This window comes from Deltaproteobacteria bacterium (assembly GCA_029210625.1).
Lineage (GTDB): Bacteria > Myxococcota > Myxococcia > SLRQ01 > SLRQ01 > JARGFU01.
The window spans coordinates 354,270-378,814 of record JARGFU010000001.1; the positions used below are offsets into that span (position 1 = coordinate 354,270).

The following is a 24,545-nucleotide window of genomic DNA, read 5'->3' on the forward strand; positions in this document are numbered from 1 at the left end:
GCTCCCTCGACTACATCCAGGCCGAGCTGGACGCCGAGCCGGCCTCCCGACCGATCCAGATCTTCGGCGTGAACGGCGCCGGCCACGAGTCCGCCAACGCCCTGATGGTCGAGGGCCGCACGCTGCCCCTGCTCCAGGACCTCGAGAGCGTGGACGCCTGGGGCAGCTGGTCGGTGATCTACCGGGACGTGATCATCCTCGACCCCGACGGGGTCGCCACCCACGCGGTGAACCTCTCGGCCTTCCCCCTCGACGATCAGCGCCGCATCGACGCCCTCGAGGCGCTGCTGCGCTACGTCGCCGACGAGCTCTGATCACTCCTGGGGCGAGAAGAGCCAGCGGCCGCCCGGGGTGATCCCCGCGGCCTGCCGGGCCTCGGCGGCCTCGAGCACCGCCTCGGGGTCGGTGGCGATGACCTTGTAGCGGCCCTCGAGCCACGGGACGAGCTGATCGCCGTGGTTCGGGTGATCGAGCTCGTCGATCGTCCCGCCCGGGATGATCTGCTCGCTGCGCGGACCCTCCGGGTCCATCACCGTGAACATCCGCAGCGAGGGCCCGTGGGTGCTGGTGTAGTCGCGGTTGAAGCCCGCGACGTTGATGGTGTGCAGCCCGCCGGGCTCGGGGACGGGCCCGAGGTCGAAGGCGTTGGGGACCCCGAAGACCCCGAAGATGGACTGGAGGTGCGCCCGGTGGATCCGGCCCCAGAGCCACTCTTCCGGATCGTTGCCCAGCCGGCCCTGCAGCTCGGTGACGGCGTCGGCCAGCGCCTGCAGGAGGATCTCCTCCCGGGTCTCGACCGTGCCAGCGGAGTTCACGTTGTCGAAGTAGTGGTTGCGGTCCTCCTCCAGGGCGAAGAAGAAGGCCTTGTGCATGGCCTGGTCCGCCCGGCCGGCCCGGCCGGCCACGGCCGCGCCCGCCGCCGAGAGCTCGTCCCGGAAGGTGGCCTCGATCGCCTGGAAGAGCCACGAGGAGAAGAGGCTGGACGCGATCGCCGCCTCGCGCTCGGCGGCGTCGCTGCTCGGCGCGGCGTCGGTGTCGTGATCGGAGAGGCCGGTGGGCTGGCTGTAGTCCCAGGCCGTGAGCCGGGCGAGGGCGTCGCCGATGCCGAGGGAGGTGACCAGGTCCGCCCGGGCGCCGGCCGCGTCCAGGAGGTGAGGCAGGAGGGCCGCGGCCAGGTCGCTCTTCGTGTCGGTCTGGATCTCGCGCATCCGCTCGAGGGTGACCGGCCCCTCGGCCAGGGCCTCCTCCAGCAGCCGGGTGATCCGGCCGGCGCGCAGGCCGAGGTCGCGGGTGTAGTAGAGGTAGTGGGCGTCGTTGACCGGGTTGCCGTCGGCGGTGGTGCCCACGATGTCGTTGTTGGCGGTGACCAGGAAGCCGCTCGCGGGGTTGTCCGCCTGGGGCAGCTCGTCGACCGGGATGTCCCCCTTCCACTCGTGGGTCCCCTCGCCGGGCATCGGCAGCCAGGGCGGGCTCGCCGAGAGGTCACCGTCGCGGATGGGCACCCGGGCGTAGGGGAAGTAGGCGACCTCACCGTCGATGTCGCCGATGAGCAGGTTCTGGGCGCCCACCTCGAAGTCGAGCCAGGCCGTCTTCGCCTCGGCCACGTTGCCGGCCTTCATGATCCCCAGGGCCGCGCCGATCTCGTTGCTGACCTCCATCCCGGTCCAGCGGCCGGAGATCGCGGTCGCCCCCCGGCTCGGGTCGACGCAGGGCTGGTCCGGATCGGCGAGCTCCTGGGCGCTGAAGCCCTCGGAGGACCAGAGGGGGCCGTGGTGCGGCACGATGCAGAGCTTCTCCTCGTCGAAGCCGTCGCCGTCGAGCGGGCCGCGGGGGAAGCGGACCGTGACCTTCTGGACGGCGACGTCGCTGCCCTGGAAGCGCACCGTGTCCACGCCGGTGACCGTCTCCTGGTAGAGGTCCGAGACGTCGTAGCCCATGGTCGTCACCGACCAGGCGATCTGCTGGTTGTGGCCGATCATGATGCCGGGGGTGCCCGGGAAGGCGACGCCGCGCAGGTTCATCTCGCCCTTCGCCTTCGGGAGCGAGGTCGCGTCGATGTGCACCTCGTGCCAGACCGAGGGCGACCAGAGGGGCAGGTGCGGATCGTCGGCGACGATCACCCTGCCCTCGGCGGTGTGCTCGGCCGAGACGATCCAGTTGTTCGAGCCGGGCTCGGCGCCGAAGAAGCGGTGGAGGTACTCGGGGCCCTCGCGCGCGTCGAGGGCCGCCTGGATCGCCGGCGCCGCCTGGCGCAGGCGCTGGAGGAGGGCGGCGTCGGGCCTCCACTTGCTCCCCAGGGCGCCGCTCCCGTAGTAGCCCGGCAGGGCGAAGGTGGGATCCAGGGGCGCCGAGGGCGCCAGATCGGCGAAGGTCTGGGCGTCGAGGCCCGCGGCCATGGCGGCGCCGCCGAGCTCCACGTCCAGCTGGGCCGAGAGCATCATCGAGAAGAGGCGGCCGATGGCCACCGTGTCCACCGGGGCCCAGTCCGCGGGCTCCTCGGCGCCGTCGAGGACCAGGCCGAAGTCGTACTCCCCGGGCACCGGCGCCCGGGCGCTGCCCATCTCGTCGAGGTAGGCGTTCACCCCCGCGGCGTAGGCCTCGAGGTAGGCCAGGAGGTCGGCGTCGAGAGACTCGACGATGTGCTCGGCCACGTGGCGGCCGTCGGAAGGGTGGGTCATCACCCGCCGGGTCTCCCGGTCCACCGAGCGCACCGCGGGGTTGGCGCCGAAGAGGACGCCGAGGGTGCCCTTGCCGTAGTTGCGGAAGAGGTCCATCTCGAAGAAGCGGTCCCGGGCCTGGATGTAGCCCTGGGCCGTGACGCACTCGAGATCCTCCCGGCAGTAGATGTGGGGGATGCCCCACTCGTCCCGCAGGACCTCCACCTCGTGGGCGATCCCCGGCAGGAGGATCTCCTCCTCCGGCTCGAGCGCCTTGAAGCTGACCTTGCTGCAGCCGGCCAGGCTGGTGGCGAAAAGCGGCGCGAGAGCGAGGAGCAGGAGCGTCTTCTTCATCGGGGCTTCCTTTCGAGGGCGGCGCATTCTCCCGCCCGGCCCCCGATCCGGCAAGGCGGGCCGGACCCCCAGACGATCTGGGTCAACGACCCCGTTCGGCATAGATTGCAGGCTCACCTAGCGGCCCCCCGCCGCCCCTTCGAATCCGAGGGTCTCCCATGCTGCGCCGTCTCCTGCCCACCCTGCTCGGCCTCTCCCTCCTCGCCGCTGCCGGCTGCCCGACCAAGATCGACCGGACGCCAGAGGTGCTGCTCTTCACTGCCGACCCAACCGAACGCGTCGGCGCGGGAAGCGTGACGCTCAGGTGGATCACCCGAAATGCCACCTCCCTCGAGTTGATGGGCCCCAGCGGTGCCATCGACACCGGAATGGCTCTGCCAGGGGACGGTCGGGTCACCGCATTTCTGGACGAGAACGGCGCCTTCTCCTTCACCCTCATCGGAATCGGCGACGAGGGCCTGCGATCGAAGCCCGCCGTGGTCTCGGTTTCAGTGAGCGGGGTCGGGCAACCCAGGATTCTCGAGTTTTCGGCCCAGCCCCCCCGTATTGCCGAGGGCCAGCCGGTGACTCTGACATACCGCGCCGAGTACACGACCTCCGTGGTTTTCCGGGACAGCACTGGGGATGCGATTCTTCGACGGAATGACGCCGAAGGGACGGTCTCCTTCTCACCCACCGCCGACGAGACCTACACCCTCGAAGCCTACGGTCAGTCCGACTGGATGGCATCTGCCACAGTCTTGGTTGAGGTCGATCCAGCACCTGACATCCTCGTTTTCGCTGCGTCACCTGCGGATCCAGTTCTGCTGGAAACACCTGTCGTGATCTCCTGGGAAACCGCTTTCACCGACCGGGTTGTCCTGCGCGACCCCTACGGTACGATCGTAGTGGACTCGGCCACCGAGACGACGGGCACGTACACGACGTCAGCAGCGAGGGCCGCCTCCTGGGAGCTCGAGGCCATCAACTCCCTGGCGACCGCAACCCGCACTCTTTCTCTCGACGCCTTCGGGCCGCCCACCATCGAGAGCTTCGAGGCCGACCCCTCCCTTCCTGTGGCCCCCGGCACAGAGGTCACCCTGAGCTGGACCACCAGTGAGATCGATACGATTCGGATTCTGGACGACGCAGGAGGCGAGGTCCTCACGAGCTCACCCTCCCTCGTGACCAACCACCGGGTCGGCCCCACTGAAACCACGCTCTACACCCTCGAGGGCACGGGGCCAGGTGGAACCGCCACGCGAGAGGTGACCGTCACCGTGCATCCGCTCCCGATAATCGACTCGTTCACCTTCTCCCCTGGGTCCCCCATCGATCCGGGAAGCGACATTTTCCTCGAATGGACCACGACGAATGCCGACAGGGTACGGCTCCTCGACGGCACCGGAGGCGTCCTCGCCGACACCACCCTGGATCTCGACAGCGGCAGGACGGTGGCGATCCCCCTCGACACATCCTTCACTCTGGAGGCCAGCAACGATGTGGGCCAGGCCTCGGCAGCGGTGTCCGTTGAGACCCTGGTGGTCATCGATCGCTTCGAGGCGGTCCCTTCCACCATCCCTCCCGGCGGGGTCGTCGCTGGACAGTGGGATGCCCGGGGAGGGCTGGGCTACAGCCTGACCCGGGATGGCAATATCATCTGCGCCGGTTCCCATGTCGGCCGCGCCGCCTCGAACAGCTGCAGTTTTGCCGCACCGCAGACCGCAGGACCGGCGACTCTCGAGCTGATCATCACTAGCCCGGCTGGCCGGACCTCCACCTCCCAGACAACACTCATGGTCAGCGCCGGCCCGAGGATCGGGAGCTTCACCGCATCCGCCGATTTCATCACCCTGGGCGATCCCATCGACCTCGCCTGGACGGTGCAGAACGACGCCTCCGGCGTGACGCCGACCCTCACCCTCACCGACGATCAGGGGGGCACCCACGACGTCTCGGCGCTGAACGCCAACGCCGACAGCTACAGCTTCACGCCCTCGGCGCCGGGCACCTACGTCTTCACCCTGACCGCCGACACCCCGGGCACGACGGCGGCGTCGGCCACGGCCACGGTGGTGGTCGCGCCCGTGCCCCGGATCCTCTCCCTGGAGGCGAGCCCCTCGCTGCTAGACACCATCCTCGGCATCGATCGCTCGATGATCACCTGGACCAGCGAGGGCGGCGCCTCGGCCTGGCTCTGGGAGCTGGACGCCGGCGGCGCCTCGATCTCACCGGCCCTCTGGCAGAGCACGACTCCGGGCGAGATCGCGGCCTTCGGCCTGCAGGCCGTGCCCACCGCGACGACCACCTACCGCCTGGAGGTCTGGAACGCGGCCGGAGCGACGACCACCGCCGAGGTCACGGTGCGGGTGGACGAGCTGGGCTTCATCTCGACCGGCCTCGCCCCCGCTCAGATCGTCGCCGGCGAGAGCGCGACCCTCTCCTGGCAGGCCAGCAGCCAGGCCACCTCGGTGAGCGTCAACCCGACGCCGGGGATGCTCCTCGAGGCGCCCACCGGCGCCTTCCAGGACATCTCGACCACCGGCACCGAGGTCACGAACCTGACGACCTCCGACTTTAGTTTGGATTACTGGGACGAAGGGGTCTCCCTCGTCAGTCTCCCCTTCGCCTTCCCCTTCTACGGTGAAAGCCTGACGCAGGTAGTCGTCACCACCAACGGCTACCTCGCCTTCGACGCCGGTCTCGCGGATCCTCTCGCGACCAACCCCTCGACCTTTCCGAGCACGGGAGCCCCCCATGGTGGGTTCATCGCTCCCTTCTGGGATGATCTGGATGCCCATGACGGGGGCGCGACGCCGGGCGCCCCCGGCACCCTCTACACGCAATCTGGAACCGATGCGAACGGCAACTACTTCGTCGTCCAGTGGACGAACTACCTCCTCTGGTCCGTCTCGCCTCACGGCGACCTGAACTTCCAGGTCTGGATCTGGGAGGACGGGAGCATCGAGGTCCGCTACGGCACCATGACCTCGGCCTCGAACCAGGCGGCCGCCGATGGCAGCAGCGCCACGATCGGCGTCGAGAGTGTCGATGGCACCACCGGCCACGCCATCTCGGTGAACACCGCCGCGCCCGGCGGCCTCTCGAACACCGGCTGGCGCCTCTCGCCCGCCTCCTTCGGCACCGCCGACACCCACGTCGTCAGCCCTTCGGCCTCGACCGACTACCAGCTCTGCGCCAGCGACGGCACCTCGACGGTCTGTGAGACCCTGCGCCTGGTGGTGGTGAAGCCCGGCGACGTGATGGTGAGCGAGCTGATGCTCTCGCCGGTGGCTGCCCCTGTGCCAGACGGCCAGTGGATCGAGCTCTCCAACACCTCGGCCGAGACCCTCGACCTCTCGGGCTGGATCCTCGGAGACGGCACCGGCAGCCACACCCTCTCCCCCGGCGCCCCCCTGCTGCTCGCCCCCGGGGCGCTCCACGTCCTCGCCTTCGGAGACGACCCCGCCCTCAACGGAGGCATCACCGGCGCCGAGGCCTTCGGCTCGGCCCTCACCCTCTCCCCGGCCGGCGGGAGCCTCACCTTGAGCTGCAGCACCCTGACGGTGGATGCGGTGACCTGGGATGGGACCTGGACCTTCAGCAACGGTGCGGCGCTCCAGGCCGGCGCGCTCACCCCCGGTGATCCGGCGTCGAACGACGGCTTCACTGCCTGGTGTGATGCGGACACGCCCTACGGTGATGGAGATCTCGGGACGCCGGGGGCCCCGAATAGCAGCTGTCCCTAGGAGAGGCCGTGCACGTGCACGTGTACGTGAACGTGCACGTGATTGAGACCTAGCGGATCCGGGCCTGGGGCAGCTCGAAGGGCGCGCCCTCGGGCGTGAGATCGAGCAAGGCCAGGGTGATGTAGGCGGAGAGTCCCCAGAGCACCTCGCCATCCCAGTCGAAGAAGTAGAGGGGATAGGTCCTCCCCTCGTGCTCGACCATCTGGCTGCGCCACCCCTTCGCCTCTCGCAACCTCGCGAAGGGGATGGAGAAGATCCGGGCGACCTCGTCGTCCTGGGGTGTCAGCGGCGGCAGCGCCTCGACCCAGCCGACCACCGGCGTGACCGCCGTGCGGTTGGTGACGGTGGGGAAGGCGTCGAGGCGGCCGAGGAGCTCCACCGAGGCGCGGGGCAGCCCGATCTCCTCCTCGGCCTCCCGCAGGGCGGTGACCTCGGGGCTGCCGTCCCCCGGCTCGGCGTTGCCGCCGGGGAAGGCGACCTGCCCCCGGTGGGTGCCGACGCTCTCGGTGCGGCGGGTCAGCAGGAGCTCGGGCCCCTCCGGGGTCGAGACGATGGGCACCAGCACGGCGGCGTGGCTCTCCCGATCGATCTTCCTGGCCTCCCGCTCCTCGAGGCGCTCTCGCAGCAGCTCACGCATCTTCAGGAGTCTGGGCCCGCGAAGGCCCCCATGCACTGCACGATCTTCACGACGGACTCACAGCTCACAGCTCGTAGCTCGCAGCCCATTCTGACTACTCGGCATCCATGAAGGGGTACCCGGGCGCCACCGGCGGCACGAAGGTCTCCTTGATCGTCCGGGGCGAGACCCAGCGCAGGAGGTTCTGGGCCGAGCCGGCCTTGTCGTTGGTCCCCGAGGCCCGGCTGCCGCCGAAGGGCTGCTGCCCGACCACCGCGCCGGTGGGCTTGTCGTTGATGTAGAAGTTGCCGGCGGCGTGGCGCAGCATCCGCAGGGCGATCTCGATGGCGCCCCGGTCCCGGGAGAAGACGGCGCCGGTCAGGGCGTAGGGGGAGGTCGCGTCGCAGAGCGCCAGGGTCTCCTCGTAGGCGTCGTCGTCGTAGAGGTGCACGCCGACGATCGGCCCGAAGATCTCCTCGGCCATCAGCTTGTCCTGCGGATCCTCGACCAGGGCGATGGTGGGCTCGACGAAGTAGCCCACCGAGTCGTCGGCGTTGCCGCCGCAGACCACCTCGATGCCACTCGAGCTGCGGGCGTGCTCCTGGTAGGCGGCGTTGCGGTCGAAGGCCGCCCGGCCGATCACCGCGCCCATGAAGTTCCGGAAGTCGGCGACGTCGCCCATCTTCAGGCTGGCCACCATCTCGATCAGCCGCGCCTTCAGGGCGGGCCACATCGAGCGGGGGACGTAGCAGCGCGAGGCCGCCGAGCACTTCTGCCCCTGAAGCTCGAAGCCGCCCCGGACGATGGCGGTGGCCACGGCGTCGAGGTCGTCCTTCGCGGAGGGGTGGACGACGATGAAGTCCTTGCCGCCGCTCTCCCCGACGATCCGCGGGTAGGCGCGGTAGCGATCGAGGCGCTCGCCGATCTTGCCGAAGAGGGCCTTGAGCACCGCGGTCGAGCCGGTGAAGTGCAGGCCCGCGAAGTCCGGGCTCTCGAGGGCCCGGTCCACCAGGGAGGCCGGGTCGCCGGTGACCAGGTTGATCACCCCGGGCGGCACGCCGGCGGCCTCGAAGAGGAGCATCAGCTGGTAGGCGCTGTGCATCGCCAGCAGCGAGGGCTTCCAGACCACCGTGTTGCCCATCAGCGCCGGCGCGGCGCAGAGGTTCGCGGCGATGGAGGTGAAGTTGAAGGGGGTCACGGCCAGCACGAAGCCGTCGAGCGGGCGGTAGTCGACCTGATCCCAGAGGCCGCGCACCGAGCCGGGCTGGTCACCGTGGATCTGTTCGGCGTAGGCCGCGTTGAAGCGGAAGAAGTCGGCCAGCTCGCAGGCCGCGTCGATCTCGGCCTGGAAGGCGGTCTTCGACTGCCCGAGCATGGTCGAGGCGTTGATCCGCTGGCGCCAGGGGCCGGCCAGCAGGTCGGCGGCCTTCAGGAAGATCGCCGAGCGGGCCCGCAGGGGCATCGCCATCCACGCCTCCCGCGCGTCCTGCGCGGCGGCGATGGCCTGATCCATGTGCGAGGTTTCACCCCAGTGGTAGCGGCCGATGACGTGGGCGTGGCGGTGGGGCATCACCGCGTCGCGCTGCTCGCCGGTCGTCACCCGCTCGCCCCCGATCACCATCGGGATCTCGAGGACCTCGCCCGACTGCCGGGCGAGCTCGGCCTTGAGGGCCGCCCGCTCGGGGCTGCCCGGCGCGTAGGAGAGCACGGGCTCGTTCACGGGGTGGGGGACTTTCACGCGTGCGTCGATCATGGCCGGGGAGTCTATCGCTTCGGGGGGAGCGATCAACGGGGGCCGAATTGACGCGGCCGGCGCCGATTTGTCAGGCTGGGGAGCGCGTGACCTTCCTCCTTCGTCTGGGTCTCCTGACCCTCCTCCTCGGCGCGGCCGGCTGCATCTCGCCGCCGACCTTCCAGGATCAGCCGGTGGACTGCAGCAGCGACGCGGACTGCGCCTGGATGGAGGGCGGGGCCACCTGCGCCTCCCTGGGCTTCTGCGTCCCCTCCTCCCCGGTCGAGGAGGATGGCGGCGGGGGCGGCGATGGAGGCCGGGACGGCGGCGCCGACGCCGACGGCGGGAGCGATCGGGATGGAGGCAGGAGCGACGGCGGCGCTCCGGACGGGGGCGGCGAGGACGCCGGCTGGACCTGCCCCGATCCCTGCGTCCCCCCCACCGTGGAGATCCTCGAGCCGGCGCAGGACGCCGCGGTCTCCTCTCCCCTGGTCCTCTTCGTGAAGATCGTCGAGGGGTCCCTCCCGATCCAGGAGGTGAGCTGCAACCTGCCGACCTACACGGCCTGGGCCCTCGCCCTCCCCGACTCCGGGGGCTACGCCTGCACCCTCCCCCTCGACGAGGTCGCCATCGGCGCCGGCTTCAGCGTCGCCGTCAACGCCGTGGACGTGATGGGCCACCCCGGCACCACCATCGCCTGGTACACCCGCAAGGACTGAAGAGCCCGCAGCTCATAGCTCGCAGCTCACAGCTGCTATGCTCACCGGATGAAGCGCCTCTCCCCGCTCCCACTGGCTCTCCTCCTCGCCCTGGCCAGCACCGCCTGCCTCGCCCCCCTGGAGCCCTGCACCGAGTGCCCCGACGTCGCGGGCACCTACGAGTTCGTGGCGCAGGAGACCACCGTCGAGTCGGAGAACGGCAACCTCGCCCTCTGCAACGAGGTCTACTACACGGGGGTCACCGACCTGGTGATCCTCCAGCAGAGCGGCTCGGCCCTCCAGCTCACCGGCTACCTCTCGATGGAGGGCACCCTCTACGAGGACGACACCCTCGCCTTCAACCGGGTGGACTTCGGCGAGACCCCGGTCGGCCCCGTCACCGCGCGCATCTCGGCCAACTTCGCCCCCGAGAACGGCCGCAAGATCATCAAGGGCCGCCTGCGCTTCGACATCCAGGAGCACGACTGCGACGTCTGGTCGGTCCTGACGATGACCGAGGTCCAGTAGCGAGCACCCCCGTGCGCGTCTCCCTCCTCCTCGCGCTGCTGCTCGCGCCGCTCCTCGCCGGCTGCCCGCCCATCCAGCCCTGCACCGATTGCCTGGAGGTGGCCGGGGAGTACCTCATCCGGGCCCAGCCCATCGACGGGCTCTCGGGGGGCGGACCGGACAACCCCTGCGGCGCCGTCGCCTTCCCCGGCGTGAACGATCGCCTGCTGATCACCCAGGCCGGCTCCCAGCTCACGGCCAGCGGCTGGATGGAGCTCGACGGCACCCTCTACGAGGACGACAGCCTGATCCTGGGACCCGAGCACTACCTCCAGACCGCCCAGGGCGAGGTGCTCCTCAGCCTCACCGGGCTCTTCGTCCCGGCCCGGGACGGCTGGGTGGTGCAGGGTCAGGTCGTCTTCGACATCCCGATGCAGGCCTGCACCACCAGCACGCCGCTGGAGCTGGTCCAGCAGCCCTAGCGCGAGGCGGGTCGGCTGATCCATATTGCTCCGCTATGGCCAACCGACGACCCACCGAGATCCAGCTCTCCGGCCGCATCCTCTACCTGACCGGCGATCCCTCGCTCGTCAGGCAGCAGCTCGAGTCCGGCGAAACCCTCCCCTGGGACCCCGCGCGGCCCCGGATGGACAACATCTCCACCGACGAGATCACCCCGGGGTGGGTCTGCTTCTACTACGACGAGACCCTGGGCGAGTACGTCTACGTGGGGATGCGCGAGAAGGCGGTCCAGAAGGATCAGGTGAAGTCCTTCGGCGCCGACGTCGTCGTCTCCGGCCTCTCCAAGGGCTGCGGCTCCTCCCGCGAGACCGCCCCCTACGCCGAGGTCTGGGCAGGCGTAAAGCTGGTGATCGCCGAGACCATCGAGAAGATCTACGGGCAGAACTCGGTGAACGTCGGCCTGCTCACCAGCACCGACTTCGGGCTCGTCCCCCGCATCCTCGCCGGCGAGAAGATCCCGCTCTCCGAGTTCACCAGGGGGATGGATCCGATCTCGACGGCCATCGTCGAGCACGGCGGCCTCTTCCCCTACAACGAGGCGCGCCTCGCCGGTGAGATCGCCCCGCCGAAGATCGAGACCGCCGCCCGGCCGATGACGATGGTCGAGAAGATCGTCGCCCGGCACGCCATCGCCGACGCCAAGACCGGCGCGCTCGGCATCCCCGCGGTGAAGCCCGGTGACGCCCTCTTCGTGCGCACCGACGTGCGCTTCTCCCACGAGTACGTCACCCCGATGGCGGCCTCCCTCTTCCTGCAGTCCCTCGGCGAGGACGCGAGGGTCAGCGAGCCCGAGAGCGTCTTCGCCTTCCGGGATCACCTCACCTTCCTGGGCCAGGTCATGCCCGAGGAGCAGCGGAAGATGGGCCTGCTCGAGCGGGCCGACGGCCTGGCGACGACCCAGCAGGGCTTCGCCGAGAAGCAGGGCATCAAGCTCTACGGTGAGGTGGAGGGCGGCGGCTCCGAGGCGATCTGCCACAACGCGATCCTCGAGGACATCGGCCTGCCCGGGCAGATCATCCTGGGCACCGACTCCCACACCTGCACCGCCGGCGCGTTCGGCGCCTTCGCGTTCGGGGTCGGGAGCACCGACATGGCCAACGCCTGGTACACCCGCGACGTCCGGGTGAAGGTGCCCGAGACCATCAAGGTGCACCTGAAGGGCCAGCGGAGGAAGGGCGTCACCGCCAAGGACGTGATCCTCCTGGTGATGGCCCAGGACTACATCAAGAGCGGCAAGGGCATCGGCCAGGTGCTCGAGTTCTGCGGCCCCGGCCTCGCCGACCTCGGCATGGACGAGCGCGCCACCCTCACCAACATGGCCGTGGAGGCCGGCGGGTTCACCGGCATCTGCGAGGCCGACGAGAAGACCCTGGAGTGGCTGCAGTGGATCCGCCCGGGCGTCGACCTCGAGGCCGCCCGCGCCGGCATCGTCGCCTCCGACGAGGACGCCTCCTACGTGCACACCGTCGAGTTGGACCTCGGCGACATCGAGCCGATGGTCGCCACCCCCGGCGATCCCCGCAACGGCATCCCGCTCTCCACCCTCGACGCCGTCGAGGGCGGCCCGGTGAAGATCGACATCGCCTACGGCGGCTCCTGCACCGGCGGGAAGATGGAGGACATGGACCTCTACGCCTCGGTGCTCAAGGCCGCCCTGGCCGAAGGGAAGAAGGTCGCCGAGGGCGTGGACCTCTTCATCCAGTTCGGCTCCCAGAAGATCCGCAAGTACGCCGAGGAGAAGGGCTACATCGAGGTCTTCGAGGAGGCCGGCGCGCAGCTGATCAACCCCAGCTGCGGCGCCTGCATCCGGGCGGGCCCGGGCGTCTCCTACAGCGAGGAGACGGTGAGCGTCTCGGCGATCAACCGGAACTTCCCGGGCCGCAGCGGCCCCGGCAAGGTCTACCTGGCCTCGCCGCTCGTCGTCGCCGCCAGCGCCATCGCCGGCCACATCGTCTCTCCCGACGCACTCCTGGCCTAGCTCCACCGCAGCTCCTCGGGGCACCTCGCTGGCCCGTCGCCACGGCGAGGAGTAGATTGGCCCTTGTTGAGCGCGCCGGGAAAAAGACGGCTGGTCTTCGTCCAGTTCTCGCCTACCACCGAGGGGAGCCGGCGCTCGCCGCTCTTCTTCTCCACGGCGATCTACCAGCTCAAGGCCTACCTGGAGAGCGATCCGGTCCTGAAGGAGCGCTACGAGCTGGAGATCCGCCTCATCGAGGAGCCGGGGCAGAGCCGCTTCAAGGACTGCGACGCCTACTACATCGACACCCTGCGCACGCTGCTGGCCGGGGACCCCGACGTGCTGGCCTTCAGCCTCTACGTCTGGAACCTCGACAGCGCCCTGAACCTCGCCCGGGCGCTGCGGCCCATGCGCCCGGACCGCCTCCTCCTCGCCGGGGGTCCCGAGATCTACGAGCGGCCCCGCTTCGTCGAGAGCTACCCGGAGTTCGACCTGCTCCTCGAGGGTGACGGCGAGCTCCCCCTGCAGCGCACCCTCCACGCCCTCCTCGAGCGCGAGCCCCCCCTCGAGGGCATCGAGGGCCTCTCCTTCCGGGACGCGAGGGGCGAGTGGGTCCACAACCGCTCCAACCTCCAGACCCTCGACCTCGACGAGATCCCCAACTTCTACGCCGAGCACCCCGAGCAGCTCTACGGTCAGGCCAACTACATGACCACCCGGGGCTGCTCCTTCGCCTGCACCTACTGCCTCTGGGCCAAGCAGCGCTTCCGCGCCCGCTCTCCGGCGACGATCCTCGCCGAGCTGGAGACCATCCTCTCGGCCGAGGCCGTCGACAGCCTCTCGATCTGGGACTACGACCTCCTCGAGGTCTTCGAGAACGAGCCGGAGCTGGGCACCACCTTCATCGAGTTCTTCGAGCGGCACCGCCGCGCCCCCCTCCACTTCTTCTCCACCGCGGAGCACCTGGCCGCGGCGCCGGTCGAGCTCCTCACCGAGCGCCTCAACGTCGGCCGGATCAGCGTCGGCGTGCAGTCGTGCAACCCCGAGACCCTCCTGGCGGTGAACCGGCCCTGGGCGGCCGATCCCCTGGAGCACCTGGCCCGGGTGGACGACCACCTCCGGACGCTGATCTCGATCCAGCTCGTCTACCCGATGCCGGCGGAGACCCCGGAGACCTTCCTCGAGCTGGTGCGCTCCCTGACCCGCCTGGGCTACTTCCGGATCCAGATCTTCCCGCTGATGGTCCTGCGGGGGACCTCGATGTCGAAGCACGCCGACCGCTGGGGTCTCGAGCACCTCTCCGCCCCGCCCTACTACTGCTACCGGACCCCCAGCGCGGCGCCGGACTCGGTGTGGACGGTCACCGGGCTCGCCCGGGTCCTCGAGATCATCGAGACCCGCTCCGCTCCCCTCGACCCCGGCGAGCGGCTCCTGCGCTGGTACCGCGCCCACCCGGGGCTGGTGGACGACTTCATCGCCCGCATCGCCGCCGGGGACGAACCCGAGGCGATCGCCCTCGACACCCTGCGCGAGGCCCTCCCCGAGCTGGCCCCCTCCGAGCCGGTGCCCGAGTACGAGCCGGAGCCGGAGCCTGAACCCGAACCCGAACCCGAGCCGGAGCCCGAACCGGAGCCCGAGCCGGAGCCGGAGCTCGAGTCCCCGGACACGGGCCGACCTCCCCCGGTGGACTGGAACGACATCGGGGACGAGGTCATGCGCCTGCTGGCCGAGACCTGGCCGCCGGGGGTCGAGGTGAGCTTCGGCGAGGAGCACATCGCGCTGACCCTCTATCCCGAGCGCGGCCCGGCCCAGCTCGTCCTGCGCCGCTCGGCCTCGGGCGAGCCCTACTACCGCGCCACCTCCCGCTACGAGCTCTCCTACGGCGGCGCCTTCCCGGACCTCGGGATCGTCGACCGGATCGCCGAGCTCCTCGAGGGCATCGCGCCCCCCCGGCAGGGCGAAGAGGAGGGAGCGTGAGCGGCCCCCGCCTCCATGTGCCCCTCAAGGCCGTGGACGAGGTCGGCCCCCTGGTCGAGGCCGGCGCCGGCTCCTTCTACGCCGGCCTCATCCTGCCTCGCCCCGGGGGGGGAGGACGCCGCGGCGGATCCCGCGAGCTGCCTGGTCAGCCGGCGTGCCCACCCCAGCAACAACTTCCAGCGGGTGGAGGACTTCCTCGAGGCCCAGCGCCAGCTCCACGCCGCGGGCAGATCCCTCTTCCTCACCCTCAACGAGCACAGCAACCCGCCGGAGGTGGTGGACCGCATCGAGGCCCTCCTCCAGCAGCTGGTCTCGAGCCCGGGGCTCACCGGCGTCATCGTCGCCGACCTCGGCCTCGCCCGCTTCCTCTCGGAGCGCTTCCCCGAGCTGATCCTGGTGGCCAGCACCGGCCTCGCCCTCTCCAACAGCGGCGCGGTGGAGCTGGTGCGCCGCCTCGGCATCCGGCGGGTGGTCTTCCCGCGGATGCTCCACCTGGAGGAGATGGCCGCCCTGGTCGAGCGCTGCCCCGAGGTCGAATTCGAGACCTTCGTGATGAACGACCGCTGCCCGAACGTCGACGGGCTCTGCAACTTCGTCCACTGGGAGGTCGGTGAGACCCACTTCCCCAACCAGTGCCGCTTCGTCCGCCTCGACGGCGCCACGGGTCCCGACCAGCGCCCCGGCAACTTCAACCTCTCCCTCCGCTTCCGGGAGGACGCCTGCGGCGCCTGCTCCCTCCACGCCCTGCGAGAGGCCGGCGTGCAGCACCTGAAGATCGTCGGCCGGGATCGGGGGCTCGAGAACAAGCGGCAGGCGGTGAGCTTCCTGGCCGGGCTCCTCGAGCGGCTGGCGGCCGGCCCCCTCCCCGCCGGCGAGTTCCACGCGCTCGCCCGCGAGCGCTACGCCGAGACCTTCGGCCGGGCCTGCACCCCCGACCAGTGCTACCTTCCCGGCGAGGGTGAGGCCAAGGAGCCCGCGGCCTGATCGGACCCCTCGAGGGCCGCTCACCCCGGAAGCGACGGTAGCTCGATGGAACAGGCCCTCTTCGTCTCCTGCCTGGACGATCTGCGACACGCCCACACGCGGCGCTACGATCGGATCTACTTCGGGGTCGAGGTCTGCCACTGGCTGATGCCGAGCCCCCTCCAGCTGCGCTCGGCCCTCGACTTCGCGAAGCTGCAGGGCCTGCCGCTCACCCTCGTCACGCCCGTCCTCCCCGAGGTGGGCCTCGAGCGCGTCCGCCCCCTCCTCGCGCTCCTCCCGCCGGGCAGCGAGGTCGTGGTGAACGACCTGGGGCTGATCCCCGACGTGAGCGAGGCCGGTCACCACCCCCTCCTGGGGAGGATCCTGCTCAAGGTGAAGCGCGACCCCCGGATCGGCGCCGAGGATCTGGAGCACCCGGGCCTGGCCGCGCACCTGCGCGCGTCGAACGTGACCAACCACGCCTTCCAGGCGCTGCTGCGCTCCCTGGGCATCCAGCGCATCGAGCTGGACAACGTGCAGCAGGGCTACGACCTCGACCTGCCCGACGATCTGCGCACCTCGCTCTATCGCCCCTACGTCTCGGCCGCCGTCACCCGCCGCTGCGGCCTGAACTTCAGCGAGGGGAACACCGATCTCCTCTGGCGGGACGGGAGCTGCCGGGAGCACTGCCAGGAGACCCAGCTGGAGGTGAGCACCCTCAAGCAGGTGGGCTCGACGAAGGTCTGGGCCTCCTACCAGGCGCGAGGGGCCAGCCTCTTCTACGCCAACCACGCCGAGCCGGAGGACACCGAGGGCTGGAACCTCGACCGGGAGGTCCACCTCCCCCGCCCGCCGGTCTTCGCCTCCCTGCCGCCGGACGAGGCCGAGCCCGCCTGGGACAGCGCCTACCGCGAGCAGGGCCTCGAGGTCGCCTGGAACCACGCCGAGGCCGACCCCCTCCTGCTCGAGCTCGCCGGCCGGGAGCCTCCCCTCGAGGGGGCGAACGCCCGGGCGGTGGAGCTCGGCTGCGGCACCGGCCGCAACGCCGCCGCCCTGCAGGACCTGGGCTTCGAGGTGCTGGGGATCGAGCGCTCGCCGGCGGCCCTGGCCCTGCTCCGCGAGCACCACCCGGCGGTGCAGGCGGTGCTCGGGGACGTGCTCGAGTTCCCCCTGGCCGACGACGCCCACGCGCTGGTGGCCGACTACGGCTGCCTCCATGCCCTCGCCCCCTCCCGCTGGGGGCGCTACGCCGAGCGGGTGAAGGCCACCCTCGCCCCGGGGGGCCGCCTCCTCCTCTTCGCCCGCCGGCTCCCCGAGGGTCACGCCCCCGAGGCCCCCGTCTTCGTCGTACCGGGCGGCCTCCCCGAGTGGGGCCTCTCGGAGGCCCACGCCCGTGAGCTCTTCGGGCCCTCCCTCTCCCTGGAGGAGGTGGTCCCCTACGAGGGCGCCGCCCACGCCTCCGGCGTCGAGCAGTTCAACTACTTCCTCTTCCGGAGGATCGCGTGAGCCTCACCCCCCTCAAGGGCTTCACCCCGGCCGCCTCGACGCCTCGCCTCATCGCCGGCCCCTGCGCCGCCGAGACCCGGGAGCAGGTCCTGGAGGCGGCCCGCGCGCTGGCGGGGACGCCGGGGCTGATGTGGTTTCGCACGGGGGTCTGGAAGCCGCGCACCCGCTCGGCGAGCTTCGAGGGCGCGGGCGAGCCGGCCCTCGCGTGGCTGGCCGAGGTCCGGGAACTGGGGCTCGAGCCCTGCCTGGAGGTCGCCCTCCCGCGGCACGTGGAGCAGGCGCTGGCCGCCGGCATCGACTGCTTCTGGATCGGCACCCGCACCGTGGGCAGCCCCTTCGCGGTGCAGGAGCTGGCCGACGCCCTCGCCGGCTGCGGCGAGGTCTCGCTCCTGGTGAAGAACCCCCTGAGCCCCGACCTGGGCCTCTGGCTCGGCGCCCTCGAGCGCCTGGAGCGCGCCGGGCTCACGCGCCTGGGCGGGATGCACCGCGGCTTCCTGATGCACTCCCAGGAGGGCCAGCCCCGGGGAGAGCGCTATCGCTTCAGCCCCCGCTGGCGCCTGGTCCTGGCGCTGCGCCGCCTCCTGCCCGACCTGCCGATCTTCGCGGACCCCAGCCACCTCGCCGGCCACCGCGAGCTCGTCGGCGAGGTCGCGCAGATGGCCCTCGACCTGGGCCTGGACGGCCTGATGCTCGAGGTCCACCCCCGGCCGGACGAGGCCCTCTGCGACGCCGAGCAGCAGCTCGATCCGCCCGGGCTCGGCCGGCTCCTCGGCGAGCTGATCCTGCGCCGGCCGGAATCGCCGGCGCCGGCCTTCGGCAGCGAGCTCGAGAAGCTGCGGGCGGCGATCGACGAGGCCGACGCCGCCATCCTCGAGGCGGTGGCCCGCCGGCTCGGCATCGTCGAGGAGATCGCCCGGCTGAAGCAGGGGGAGCGGGTGACGCCCTTCCAGCGGGCCCGGATGATCGAGGTGCTCGAGAGCTGGCGGGAGGCGGGCACGAGGCTCGGGCTCGACGACCGGCTCACGACCGAGCTCTACGAGCTCCTCCACGAGGCCGCCCTCGAGGTGCACTGGAAGCGCTGAGCCGCTCGAGGACCCGCTCGGCCAGGGTGAGCACGCCCTCGAAGCCGAGGTGCGGCCTCGGGCGCAGGGGGTGGGTGTCCACCTGCGGATAGCCGAACTCGAGCACCGGCAGCTCGGGCGCCCGGCCCGCGATCGCCCGCGCCTCCCAGGCGCTGCCGATCAACAGATCGAGGGGACCCCGCGTCTCGGCCTCCTCCACGGCCGCCTGGAGCCGCTCCACGCTGGGGTCGAAGAGGAGGCGCTCGACCCGCGCCTCGACGAGCTCCTGCTCCGGCAGCCCCTCCGGGCCTCCCCGGCTGCGGCAGAAGGCCGTGTCGACCTCGAGGCCGAGATCGTCGGTGAGGCAGCGCACCATCCCCGGGAGCCACTCCCGGGTGGCGGCGATCATCACCCGCCGGCCGAGCAGGCGATCGGCGACCGTCTCGAGGCGCTCGAGGATCCGCTCCTGCTCACGGCCGATGAGCTCGGCCAGGTGGGGCCCCCTCCCCCGCGCCTCACCCAGCGCCTGCAGCCAGGCGCTGCTCCCCTCGAGGGAGAGGGGCAGGGGCAGCTCGAGCGCCGCCGTCTCGCTCGCCCGCCGCAGCCGCTGGGCGGCCTTGCGGGCCCCGGGCAGCGCGATCAGCTGCTCGCAGGCCGCCACCCGCTGCAGCTCGGGCCAGGGCGCGCCCGAGAGCCAGGGGGGAAGGAGCTCGAGGCCGAGGAGCCCGGCCAGGCGCGCCAGCTCGAGGAGGTCTCCCTCGACGTCGCCCTCGCTGCGGTGCGCCAGGTAGCCCAGCAGCCCGAGGGTGTCCGGCTCGACGGCCGGGGCCTCGGCGCAGGCGCCGGCCAGCTCCGCCAGCAGCACCTCCCAGGCGTCCTCGTAGCTCCGGTCGAGGTGGCGGGTGCGGGCGGCGAGCACCGGCACGCCGTGCCGCTTCTGCAGGGCCCGGGCGACCGCTCGCAGATCCTCCCCGGCCAGGAGGTAGCGGGGCAGCTCCGAGAGCAGCACCAGCGAGGGCGCGATCCGGGCGAAGGCGCCGTCCGCCGTGCTCATCACCTCGGACTCGGTGCCCATCACCATCTGGGTGTAGGGGTCCCGGGTGACCCAGAGCCGGTTCGGCGCGTCGGGGCGCGTGAGGGTCTGGCGCAGGTCGTGATCGATCATCTGCGCCCGGAAGGCCTCCTCGATGCAGGACGAGCCCCGGTAGAGGAGCAGCGCGTCGGGGATCGCCCCGGCCACCATGAAGACCCCGTCCATGAAGGAGGGGGTGGTGCGCAGGGTGTCGTCCCGGGGTGGCGCCTCGCTCATGTCCTGACCTCCGGTCCGCGGAAGGCCGCCAGCCTGCGGCGCGAGTCCAGCCGCCGCAGCAGCCCGCGGAGCCGGCCGTGGCCGCGGCGATGGCCGGCCTCCCCCATCTCCAGGAGCTGGATGCCCACCGGCGCCGCGCCGGCCGCCCAGATCTCCCGGCCGGCGTTGTGATCGCAGTAGACGAGATCGAGGGACGCGTCGGCGACGAGCCGGGCGAGCTCGACCTCGTCCTCGACCCGCAGGCGGCGGGGCCCTCCGCCGGAGGCGTCCGTGGGCTCGTCGTCGCCGCCGAGCTGCACCAGGACGAGCTCGGCGCCGGGGAAGTCCAGGAGCTCCTCCACCGAGGCGCCGTAGAAGAAGCGGGGATCGAGCACCTCCTCGAAGCTGCCCTGATCGAAGAGCACGCCGATCCGGATGGGCTGCTCCGAGGCGCGCAGCCCGGGCAGCGCGCTCGCCGCGCCCGCCTCGCCGCCGAGGTCGCGGCCGAGGAAGCGATGGATCGCCTCCAGCCACCGGCGCAGGCCCCGCGGCCCGTAGGGTAGCGCCAGCTCCAGGTAGGGGAGCTCGAAGCCCTCGAGGAAGCGGGTGAAGGTGTGGCGGATCGGCTCCCAGGGAGAGACGAGGGTCAGGGCCGCCTGGCCGAAGCGCGCCTCGGCGTCCGCGCCGCGGTAGGGGAGCACGACCTCCCCCAGGGCGAGGCCGTGCCGCTCGAGGGTGCCGGCCAGATCCGCGATCCAGGGGGCCTCGGCCGGGCCGTAGCCCACCAGGTTGATCCGGGGCGCCCCCTGCAGAGCGGCCGCCGCGCCCTCCTGCGCCTGCACCCGCTCCAGGAACTTGTGCCACCAGTTGCGCGACTGCGGCTCCTCGAAGCCGGCGAGCACCGGCTCCAGGAAGAGCGCGTCGCTGGCCGCGGGCTCGACGCAGCGGCGGCAGGCCGCCTCGGGGGCGTCCCCCACCATGTGGAACTCGCAGCCCTCCATCACCCGGGGCCGGGTGCCGGGGAAGCGGCGCACGGTCTGATCGACGATCTGCGCCAGGGTGCGCTCACCGCCGGTGACCGAGATCGTCTCGTCCAGCCCGGTGACCCGCACCCGCTCGATCTCCATGCGCTCCCGGGGATCGTGACCCCGCCAGGGGCGGAAGCTCGTCTCGATGCTCCGTCCGAGGGCGCCGGTCCCCATGGCGCACTCCCGCGAGGCGTGGAGCACCATCGGGTCGCTGTCGCGAAGGAAGTTCGCCTCGGCGGTGAGGCCAAAGGTGTCGGCGTCGCCCCAGGCGGAGAAGAAGCGGCTGCTGGCGTGAGGATCGACGCCGGCCCGGTAGCAGGCCGAGATGAGGCTCTGGCGTTGCCGCGCGGGCTCTCCCCCGGACTCCGGGGAGGGCTCGCTGGCCGGCGCCTCGGGGGGTGGGCCGGCGGGCGGCTCGGGGGGATCGTCCTTCGGCACCCGGGCCCAGCCCTGGCGGCCGCCGAGGGTGCGCAGGAGCAGGAAGGTGAGGGCGGTGAAGACCTCCGCCTCGAGCGGCCCCTGCGGGATCAGCCGGCCACCGGCGAGGGCGAAGCCCTCGCTCTCCTCTCCGGTCTCGCGCAGCAGCACCTCTCCCGCGGCGCCGCCCTCGTCCTCGAGCAGGAAGCGCACGGCCTCCCCCTCGGCCTCCTCGAGCGCCCTCAAGCACCAGCCGGACCAGAAGGGCCGGCCCAGGGGCAGGAGCCCGGCGATGGCGTCGCCGATCGCCTCGGGGGTGAAGGGGATCGGCTCTCCCGGGAGCTCCGGGGCGAGCCAGGGAGCGAAGCCCGCCTCGAGGGCCTGCGTCAGGCGGCGGTGGAAGGCCTCCAGCTGGCGGCGGCTCGCCTCCCCCCGGGGCAGGCCCTCGCCGCCGATCAGGCGCCAGGCCCCCAGCCCGAGGACCGGCCCCTCCCGGGAGGCGGCGCCGGCCAGCTCGAGGATCATCGCCCGCCGGTGGCTGCCCTCACCCCAGGCCAGCTCGAGGCTGCCCTCGGCGGTGGGCCGCAGCCGGGCGGGGCCCTCGCTGCGCGTGCCGAACTTCTCGGCGAGGTGAGAGAGGACCGAGTCCAGGGGCGGCGGTGCCGAGAACATCTGGGCTCACGACCCCCGCTGGCTCCCGGACCGCGCGGCCCGGGCGTGCTCCTGGAAGAGGGCCCGCAGCTCGACGTCGGAGAGCGGGGTGGGCACGATCCGCTCGAGGGCCGCCTCGTCGGCGATCGCCTCGAAGATCGTCACGAGCGCTCCGCTGGCCTCGCCGGTGGCCCCCTCGCCGCTCCGGAAGAGGGGCTCGCCCTCGAGCTCCGAGAGCACCACCTCCTCGGAGAAGGGGAGGTGACCCACCAGGCGGGTCTGCAGGGCCTCGGCGAAGCGCTCGAGGAGGCGCAGCTCCTCCGGGCTTCGCACCTTGTTCCCGATGATCCCGGCGACCCGGGCCTGGCCGATGTCGGAGAGGTTGTCGACGCCGCGGGCGATGTTGTTGGCGGCGTAGAGCGCCATGTACTCGGCGGAGGTGATGAGGAAGACGTCCGAGGGGATGTCCTCCCGCAAAGGCGTGGCGAAGCCACCGCAGACCACGTCCCCCAGGACGTCGAAGAAGGCCAGGTCGTAGGTGCGCTCGAGCTCCATGGACTCCCGCACCATCTCCAGCACCAGGCTCACCGCGCGGCCGGCGCAGCCGGTCCCCGGCTCGGGCCCGCCGGTCTCGATGACGTCGACCCCGGTGGGGGTCGAGACGATGAGCCGTTGCAGATCCTCGGGCCCCATCCGCCCGACCAGGCGGAGGAACTCCTGCATCACCGTGGGCACGGGCTCCCCCCGGTGATGGGCCAGGGTCGAGTCGTGCTTCGGATCGCAGCCCACCTGCAGCACCCGCAGATCGCGGCTCGCGCCCACCGAGGCGAGGCCCGAGCAGAGGGTCGACTTCCCGATCCCTCCCTTGCCGAAGAGGATGATCCTTCGCACGCTTCCTTTTCCGATCCGCGGGTCGTTTCGTCCACCGACGAGGCCACCCGGCCTCCCCGGGAGCGGGTCATCCTAAACCAGAGATCATGATTCCCGAACAGTCGCTGGCGCCGCGGACGTGCCCGGATGCAAGGAAGGGTGAGGGAACATAGCCCTAACTATGCGACCGAGGCCTGACGCCGCAGGCGGGTGCGGCCTGCAAGCCAGAGGCGTCCGGGAATCTTGATTTCTGGTTTAGTATGGGGCCCCGGAGGCCCGGTGCCCAGCAGATCACCCTCCATTCGATGCGCTACAATCGCCGGGTGAACCATCGCCTCTCCCTCGCCCTCGTCCTCCCGGCCCTCCTCCTGACGATCCTCGCCGCCGCCTGCTCCGACACCGGCACCGGCGTCTGCCCGGACACCGACGAGGACGGGGTCTGCGACCTGAACGAGGCCTGCCCGGGCGGCGACGACAAGGTCGACACCGACCTGGACGGAGTGCCGGACGACTGCGACAGCTGCCCCCTGAACTGGCCCGACGACTCGGACCTCGACGGCACCTGCGACGTCGACGACCTCTGCCCCGGCCACTCCGACCTCCTCGACGGGGACGGCGACGGTATGCCGGACGACTGCGACCGCTGCCCCCTCGACAACCCCGACGACTCGGATGGCGACACCCGCTGCGACAGCGACGATGTCTGCCCCGGCGGCGACGACCGGCAGGACTCCGACGGCGACGGCACCCCCGACGCCTGCGATCTCTGCCCGAACGACACGACCGGCGACTCCGACCTCGACGGGGTCTGCGACAGCGTGGACCTCTGCCCGGGCTTCGACGACGGCGTCGACTCCGACGGTGACGGGATCCCCGACGGCTGCGACACCTGCAGCTCCGCCTTCGACACCGACGGCGACTCGGTGCCGGACGACTGCGACGCCTGCCCCGGCTTCGACGACGCGATCGACGCCGACCTCGACGGCGCGCCGGACGGCTGCGACCTCTGCCCGGGCTTCGACGACCGGACCGACGCCGACGCCGACGGGATCCCCGACGACTGCGACCTCTGCCCCGCCGGGCCCAACGGCGTCGACACCGACGGTGACACGGTCCCCGACGCCTGCGACGCCTGCCCGGGCTTCGACGACCGGATCGACCTCGACGGCAACGGCCGCCCCGACGGCTGCGACCCGGCCCTGCCCGCCCCCACCGGGGTCCGGGCCAGCGGCGACGTCTGCAGCTGGGGCGTCTTCTGGGACGCGGTCACCGACGCCACCTCCTACGAGGTGGGCTGGTTCTGCAGCGGCTCCTACCAGGGAGACGGCTGCTCCACCGACGCCGACTGCGACTTCACCCTGGTCTGCGTGGGGAGCAGCCCGCCGAGGGTCTGCACCGCCCCGACCGCCCACTCGACCACCGGCACCAGCGTGATCCTGGAGAACACCGCCATCGTCACCGGCGGGCAGTGCCTGGTGGTGGACATGGTGGTGAGGGCCTGCGGCGACGCCGGCTGCAGCGAGTGGGTGCACGTCCCCGCGAGCGGCCTGCCCCTGGCCTGCGGCGGCGGCTGCTGCGTGTAGGAGAGCACGGTGTTTCGCCTGCTCGAGGAGCGGCCCGGCTCAAAGGGGGCACCGGGCGCCGCCACCGAGCTCGAGCCCGCGGAGCTCTCGGGCGCCACCGGCCCGCGGATCGTCTGCGCGGGCTGCCTGCACGTCCTCACCCGCGGGAGCGAGCGCATCCCCGTGGAGGGCGAGCACGAGCACGTCCGGGTGAACCCCTTCGGCTACGCCTTCCGCTTCGCCTGCTTCGCCCGGGCGCCGGGCTGCGTCCTGCGGGGCGAGGCGGAGCGCACCGCCACCTGGTTCCCGGGCCGCGCCTGGCGCTACGCCCACTGCGGCGGCTGCGGCGGACACCTGGGCTGGCACTGGGAGCAGCTCGCCGGCGAGGGGAGCTTCTTCGGGCTGATCGTCCCCCGCATCACCGAGCTACGCGACGCCCCCGAGGCCTGAA

Annotated in this window: 18 protein-coding genes; 12 read left to right on the forward strand and 6 right to left on the reverse strand. The window is 71.6% G+C overall.

What is annotated here, in order from left to right; translation table 11 throughout:
- The first annotated feature begins 68 nt into the window (after positions 1-68).
- A complete protein-coding gene (locus P1V51_01510) occupies positions 69-314 on the forward strand; it encodes a hypothetical protein (protein ID MDF1561686.1) in 246 nt (81 codons plus the stop codon).
- Here the strand turns inward: P1V51_01510 and P1V51_01515 are convergent, their stop codons facing one another.
- Positions 315-3,011, reverse strand: coding sequence for a penicillin acylase family protein (locus P1V51_01515; protein ID MDF1561687.1), 2,697 nt, complete (start codon positions 3,009-3,011; stop codon positions 315-317).
- 1,775 nt (positions 3,012-4,786) lie between these two features.
- On the opposite strand from P1V51_01515, the gene P1V51_01520 reads away from it, so the two are divergent.
- Positions 4,787-6,739 (forward strand): lamin tail domain-containing protein, encoded by a 1,953-nt coding sequence (locus P1V51_01520; protein MDF1561688.1) that lies wholly within the window; start codon positions 4,787-4,789, stop codon positions 6,737-6,739.
- A gap of 49 nt (positions 6,740-6,788) precedes the next feature.
- Here the strand turns inward: P1V51_01520 and P1V51_01525 are convergent, their stop codons facing one another.
- Together P1V51_01525 and pruA are read right to left on the reverse strand one after the other, a co-directional pair.
- Positions 6,789-7,376: a CoA pyrophosphatase gene (locus P1V51_01525; protein MDF1561689.1), complete on the reverse strand. Its 588-nt coding sequence runs from the start codon at positions 7,374-7,376 to the stop codon at positions 6,789-6,791.
- A 94-nt stretch (positions 7,377-7,470) separates the two neighbouring features.
- Positions 7,471-9,108, reverse strand: coding sequence for an L-glutamate gamma-semialdehyde dehydrogenase (gene pruA, locus P1V51_01530; protein ID MDF1561690.1), 1,638 nt, complete (start codon positions 9,106-9,108; stop codon positions 7,471-7,473).
- Positions 9,109-9,194: 86 nt separating this feature from the next.
- On the opposite strand from pruA, the gene P1V51_01535 reads away from it, so the two are divergent.
- The 8 genes from P1V51_01535 to P1V51_01570 all read left to right on the forward strand — a co-directional run bounded on the left by P1V51_01535 (position 9,195) and on the right by P1V51_01570 (position 18,299).
- A complete protein-coding gene (locus P1V51_01535) occupies positions 9,195-9,806 on the forward strand; it encodes a hypothetical protein (protein MDF1561691.1) in 612 nt (203 codons plus the stop codon).
- A gap of 48 nt (positions 9,807-9,854) precedes the next feature.
- Entirely contained in the window at positions 9,855-10,313 is a 459-nt protein-coding gene (locus P1V51_01540) for a hypothetical protein (protein ID MDF1561692.1), read from the forward strand.
- An 11-nt stretch (positions 10,314-10,324) separates the two neighbouring features.
- The gene (locus P1V51_01545; GenBank protein MDF1561693.1) at positions 10,325-10,774 is read left to right on the forward strand and encodes a hypothetical protein; all 450 of its coding nucleotides are present in this window, start codon (positions 10,325-10,327) and stop codon (positions 10,772-10,774) included.
- Positions 10,775-10,809: 35 nt separating this feature from the next.
- A complete protein-coding gene (locus tag P1V51_01550; protein ID MDF1561694.1) occupies positions 10,810-12,792 on the forward strand; it encodes an aconitase family protein in 1,983 nt (660 codons plus the stop codon).
- 66 nt (positions 12,793-12,858) lie between these two features.
- Entirely contained in the window at positions 12,859-14,748 is a 1,890-nt protein-coding gene (locus P1V51_01555; protein ID MDF1561695.1) for a hypothetical protein, read from the forward strand.
- Positions 14,749-14,931: 183 nt separating this feature from the next.
- The gene (locus P1V51_01560; GenBank protein MDF1561696.1) at positions 14,932-15,732 is read left to right on the forward strand and encodes a U32 family peptidase; all 801 of its coding nucleotides are present in this window, start codon (positions 14,932-14,934) and stop codon (positions 15,730-15,732) included.
- Between the two features lie 45 nt (positions 15,733-15,777).
- The gene (locus P1V51_01565) at positions 15,778-17,217 is read left to right on the forward strand and encodes a class I SAM-dependent methyltransferase (GenBank protein MDF1561697.1); all 1,440 of its coding nucleotides are present in this window, start codon (positions 15,778-15,780) and stop codon (positions 17,215-17,217) included.
- A complete protein-coding gene (locus tag P1V51_01570; GenBank protein MDF1561698.1) occupies positions 17,214-18,299 on the forward strand; it encodes a chorismate mutase in 1,086 nt (361 codons plus the stop codon). The genes P1V51_01565 and P1V51_01570 overlap by 4 nt, the downstream gene beginning before the upstream one ends.
- Here the strand turns inward: P1V51_01570 and P1V51_01575 are convergent.
- Genes P1V51_01575 through P1V51_01585 form a run of 3 tightly spaced genes read right to left on the reverse strand, consistent with a single transcriptional unit; the run spans position 18,238 to position 22,553 of the window.
- Positions 18,238-19,587, reverse strand: coding sequence for a nitrogenase component 1 (locus P1V51_01575; GenBank protein ID MDF1561699.1), 1,350 nt, complete (start codon positions 19,585-19,587; stop codon positions 18,238-18,240). The two genes, P1V51_01570 and P1V51_01575, sit on opposite strands and share 62 nt — an antisense overlap.
- Complete coding sequence (locus tag P1V51_01580) at positions 19,584-21,683, reverse strand: nitrogenase component 1 (GenBank protein MDF1561700.1); 2,100 nt, start codon at positions 21,681-21,683, stop codon at positions 19,584-19,586. Before P1V51_01580 ends, P1V51_01575 begins: the two co-directional genes overlap by 4 nt.
- Before the next feature lie 6 nt (positions 21,684-21,689).
- Positions 21,690-22,553, reverse strand: a complete 864-nt coding sequence (locus P1V51_01585) for a nitrogenase iron protein (protein ID MDF1561701.1) — start codon at positions 22,551-22,553, stop codon at positions 21,690-21,692.
- 302 nt (positions 22,554-22,855) lie between these two features.
- Here P1V51_01585 and P1V51_01590 point away from each other — a divergent pair, with 302 nt between their 5' ends.
- Positions 22,856-24,115, forward strand: coding sequence for a hypothetical protein (locus P1V51_01590; protein MDF1561702.1), 1,260 nt, complete (start codon positions 22,856-22,858; stop codon positions 24,113-24,115).
- A gap of 9 nt (positions 24,116-24,124) precedes the next feature.
- Positions 24,125-24,544, forward strand: coding sequence for a cereblon family protein (locus P1V51_01595; protein ID MDF1561703.1), 420 nt, complete (start codon positions 24,125-24,127; stop codon positions 24,542-24,544).
- Position 24,545 lies beyond the last annotated feature (1 nt).

What these genes read in the sequence shown, in the direction of transcription:
- pruA (MDF1561690.1), bottom strand. Translation starts at nt 9,108, where the DNA reads ATGATCGACGCACGCGTGAAAGTCCCCCACCCCGTGAACGAGCCCGTG.
- P1V51_01550 (MDF1561694.1), top strand. Translation starts at nt 10,810, where the DNA reads ATGGCCAACCGACGACCCACCGAGATCCAGCTCTCCGGCCGCATCCTC.
- P1V51_01540 (MDF1561692.1), top strand. Translation starts at nt 9,855, where the DNA reads ATGAAGCGCCTCTCCCCGCTCCCACTGGCTCTCCTCCTCGCCCTGGCC.
- P1V51_01525 (MDF1561689.1), bottom strand. Translation starts at nt 7,376, where the DNA reads ATGCGTGAGCTGCTGCGAGAGCGCCTCGAGGAGCGGGAGGCCAGGAAG.
- P1V51_01580 (MDF1561700.1), bottom strand. Translation starts at nt 21,683, where the DNA reads ATGTTCTCGGCACCGCCGCCCCTGGACTCGGTCCTCTCTCACCTCGCC.
- P1V51_01565 (MDF1561697.1), top strand. Translation starts at nt 15,778, where the DNA reads ATGGAACAGGCCCTCTTCGTCTCCTGCCTGGACGATCTGCGACACGCC.
- P1V51_01520 (MDF1561688.1), top strand. Translation starts at nt 4,787, where the DNA reads ATGGTCAGCGCCGGCCCGAGGATCGGGAGCTTCACCGCATCCGCCGAT.
- P1V51_01515 (MDF1561687.1), bottom strand. Translation starts at nt 3,011, where the DNA reads ATGAAGAAGACGCTCCTGCTCCTCGCTCTCGCGCCGCTTTTCGCCACC.
- P1V51_01575 (MDF1561699.1), bottom strand. Translation starts at nt 19,587, where the DNA reads ATGAGCGAGGCGCCACCCCGGGACGACACCCTGCGCACCACCCCCTCC.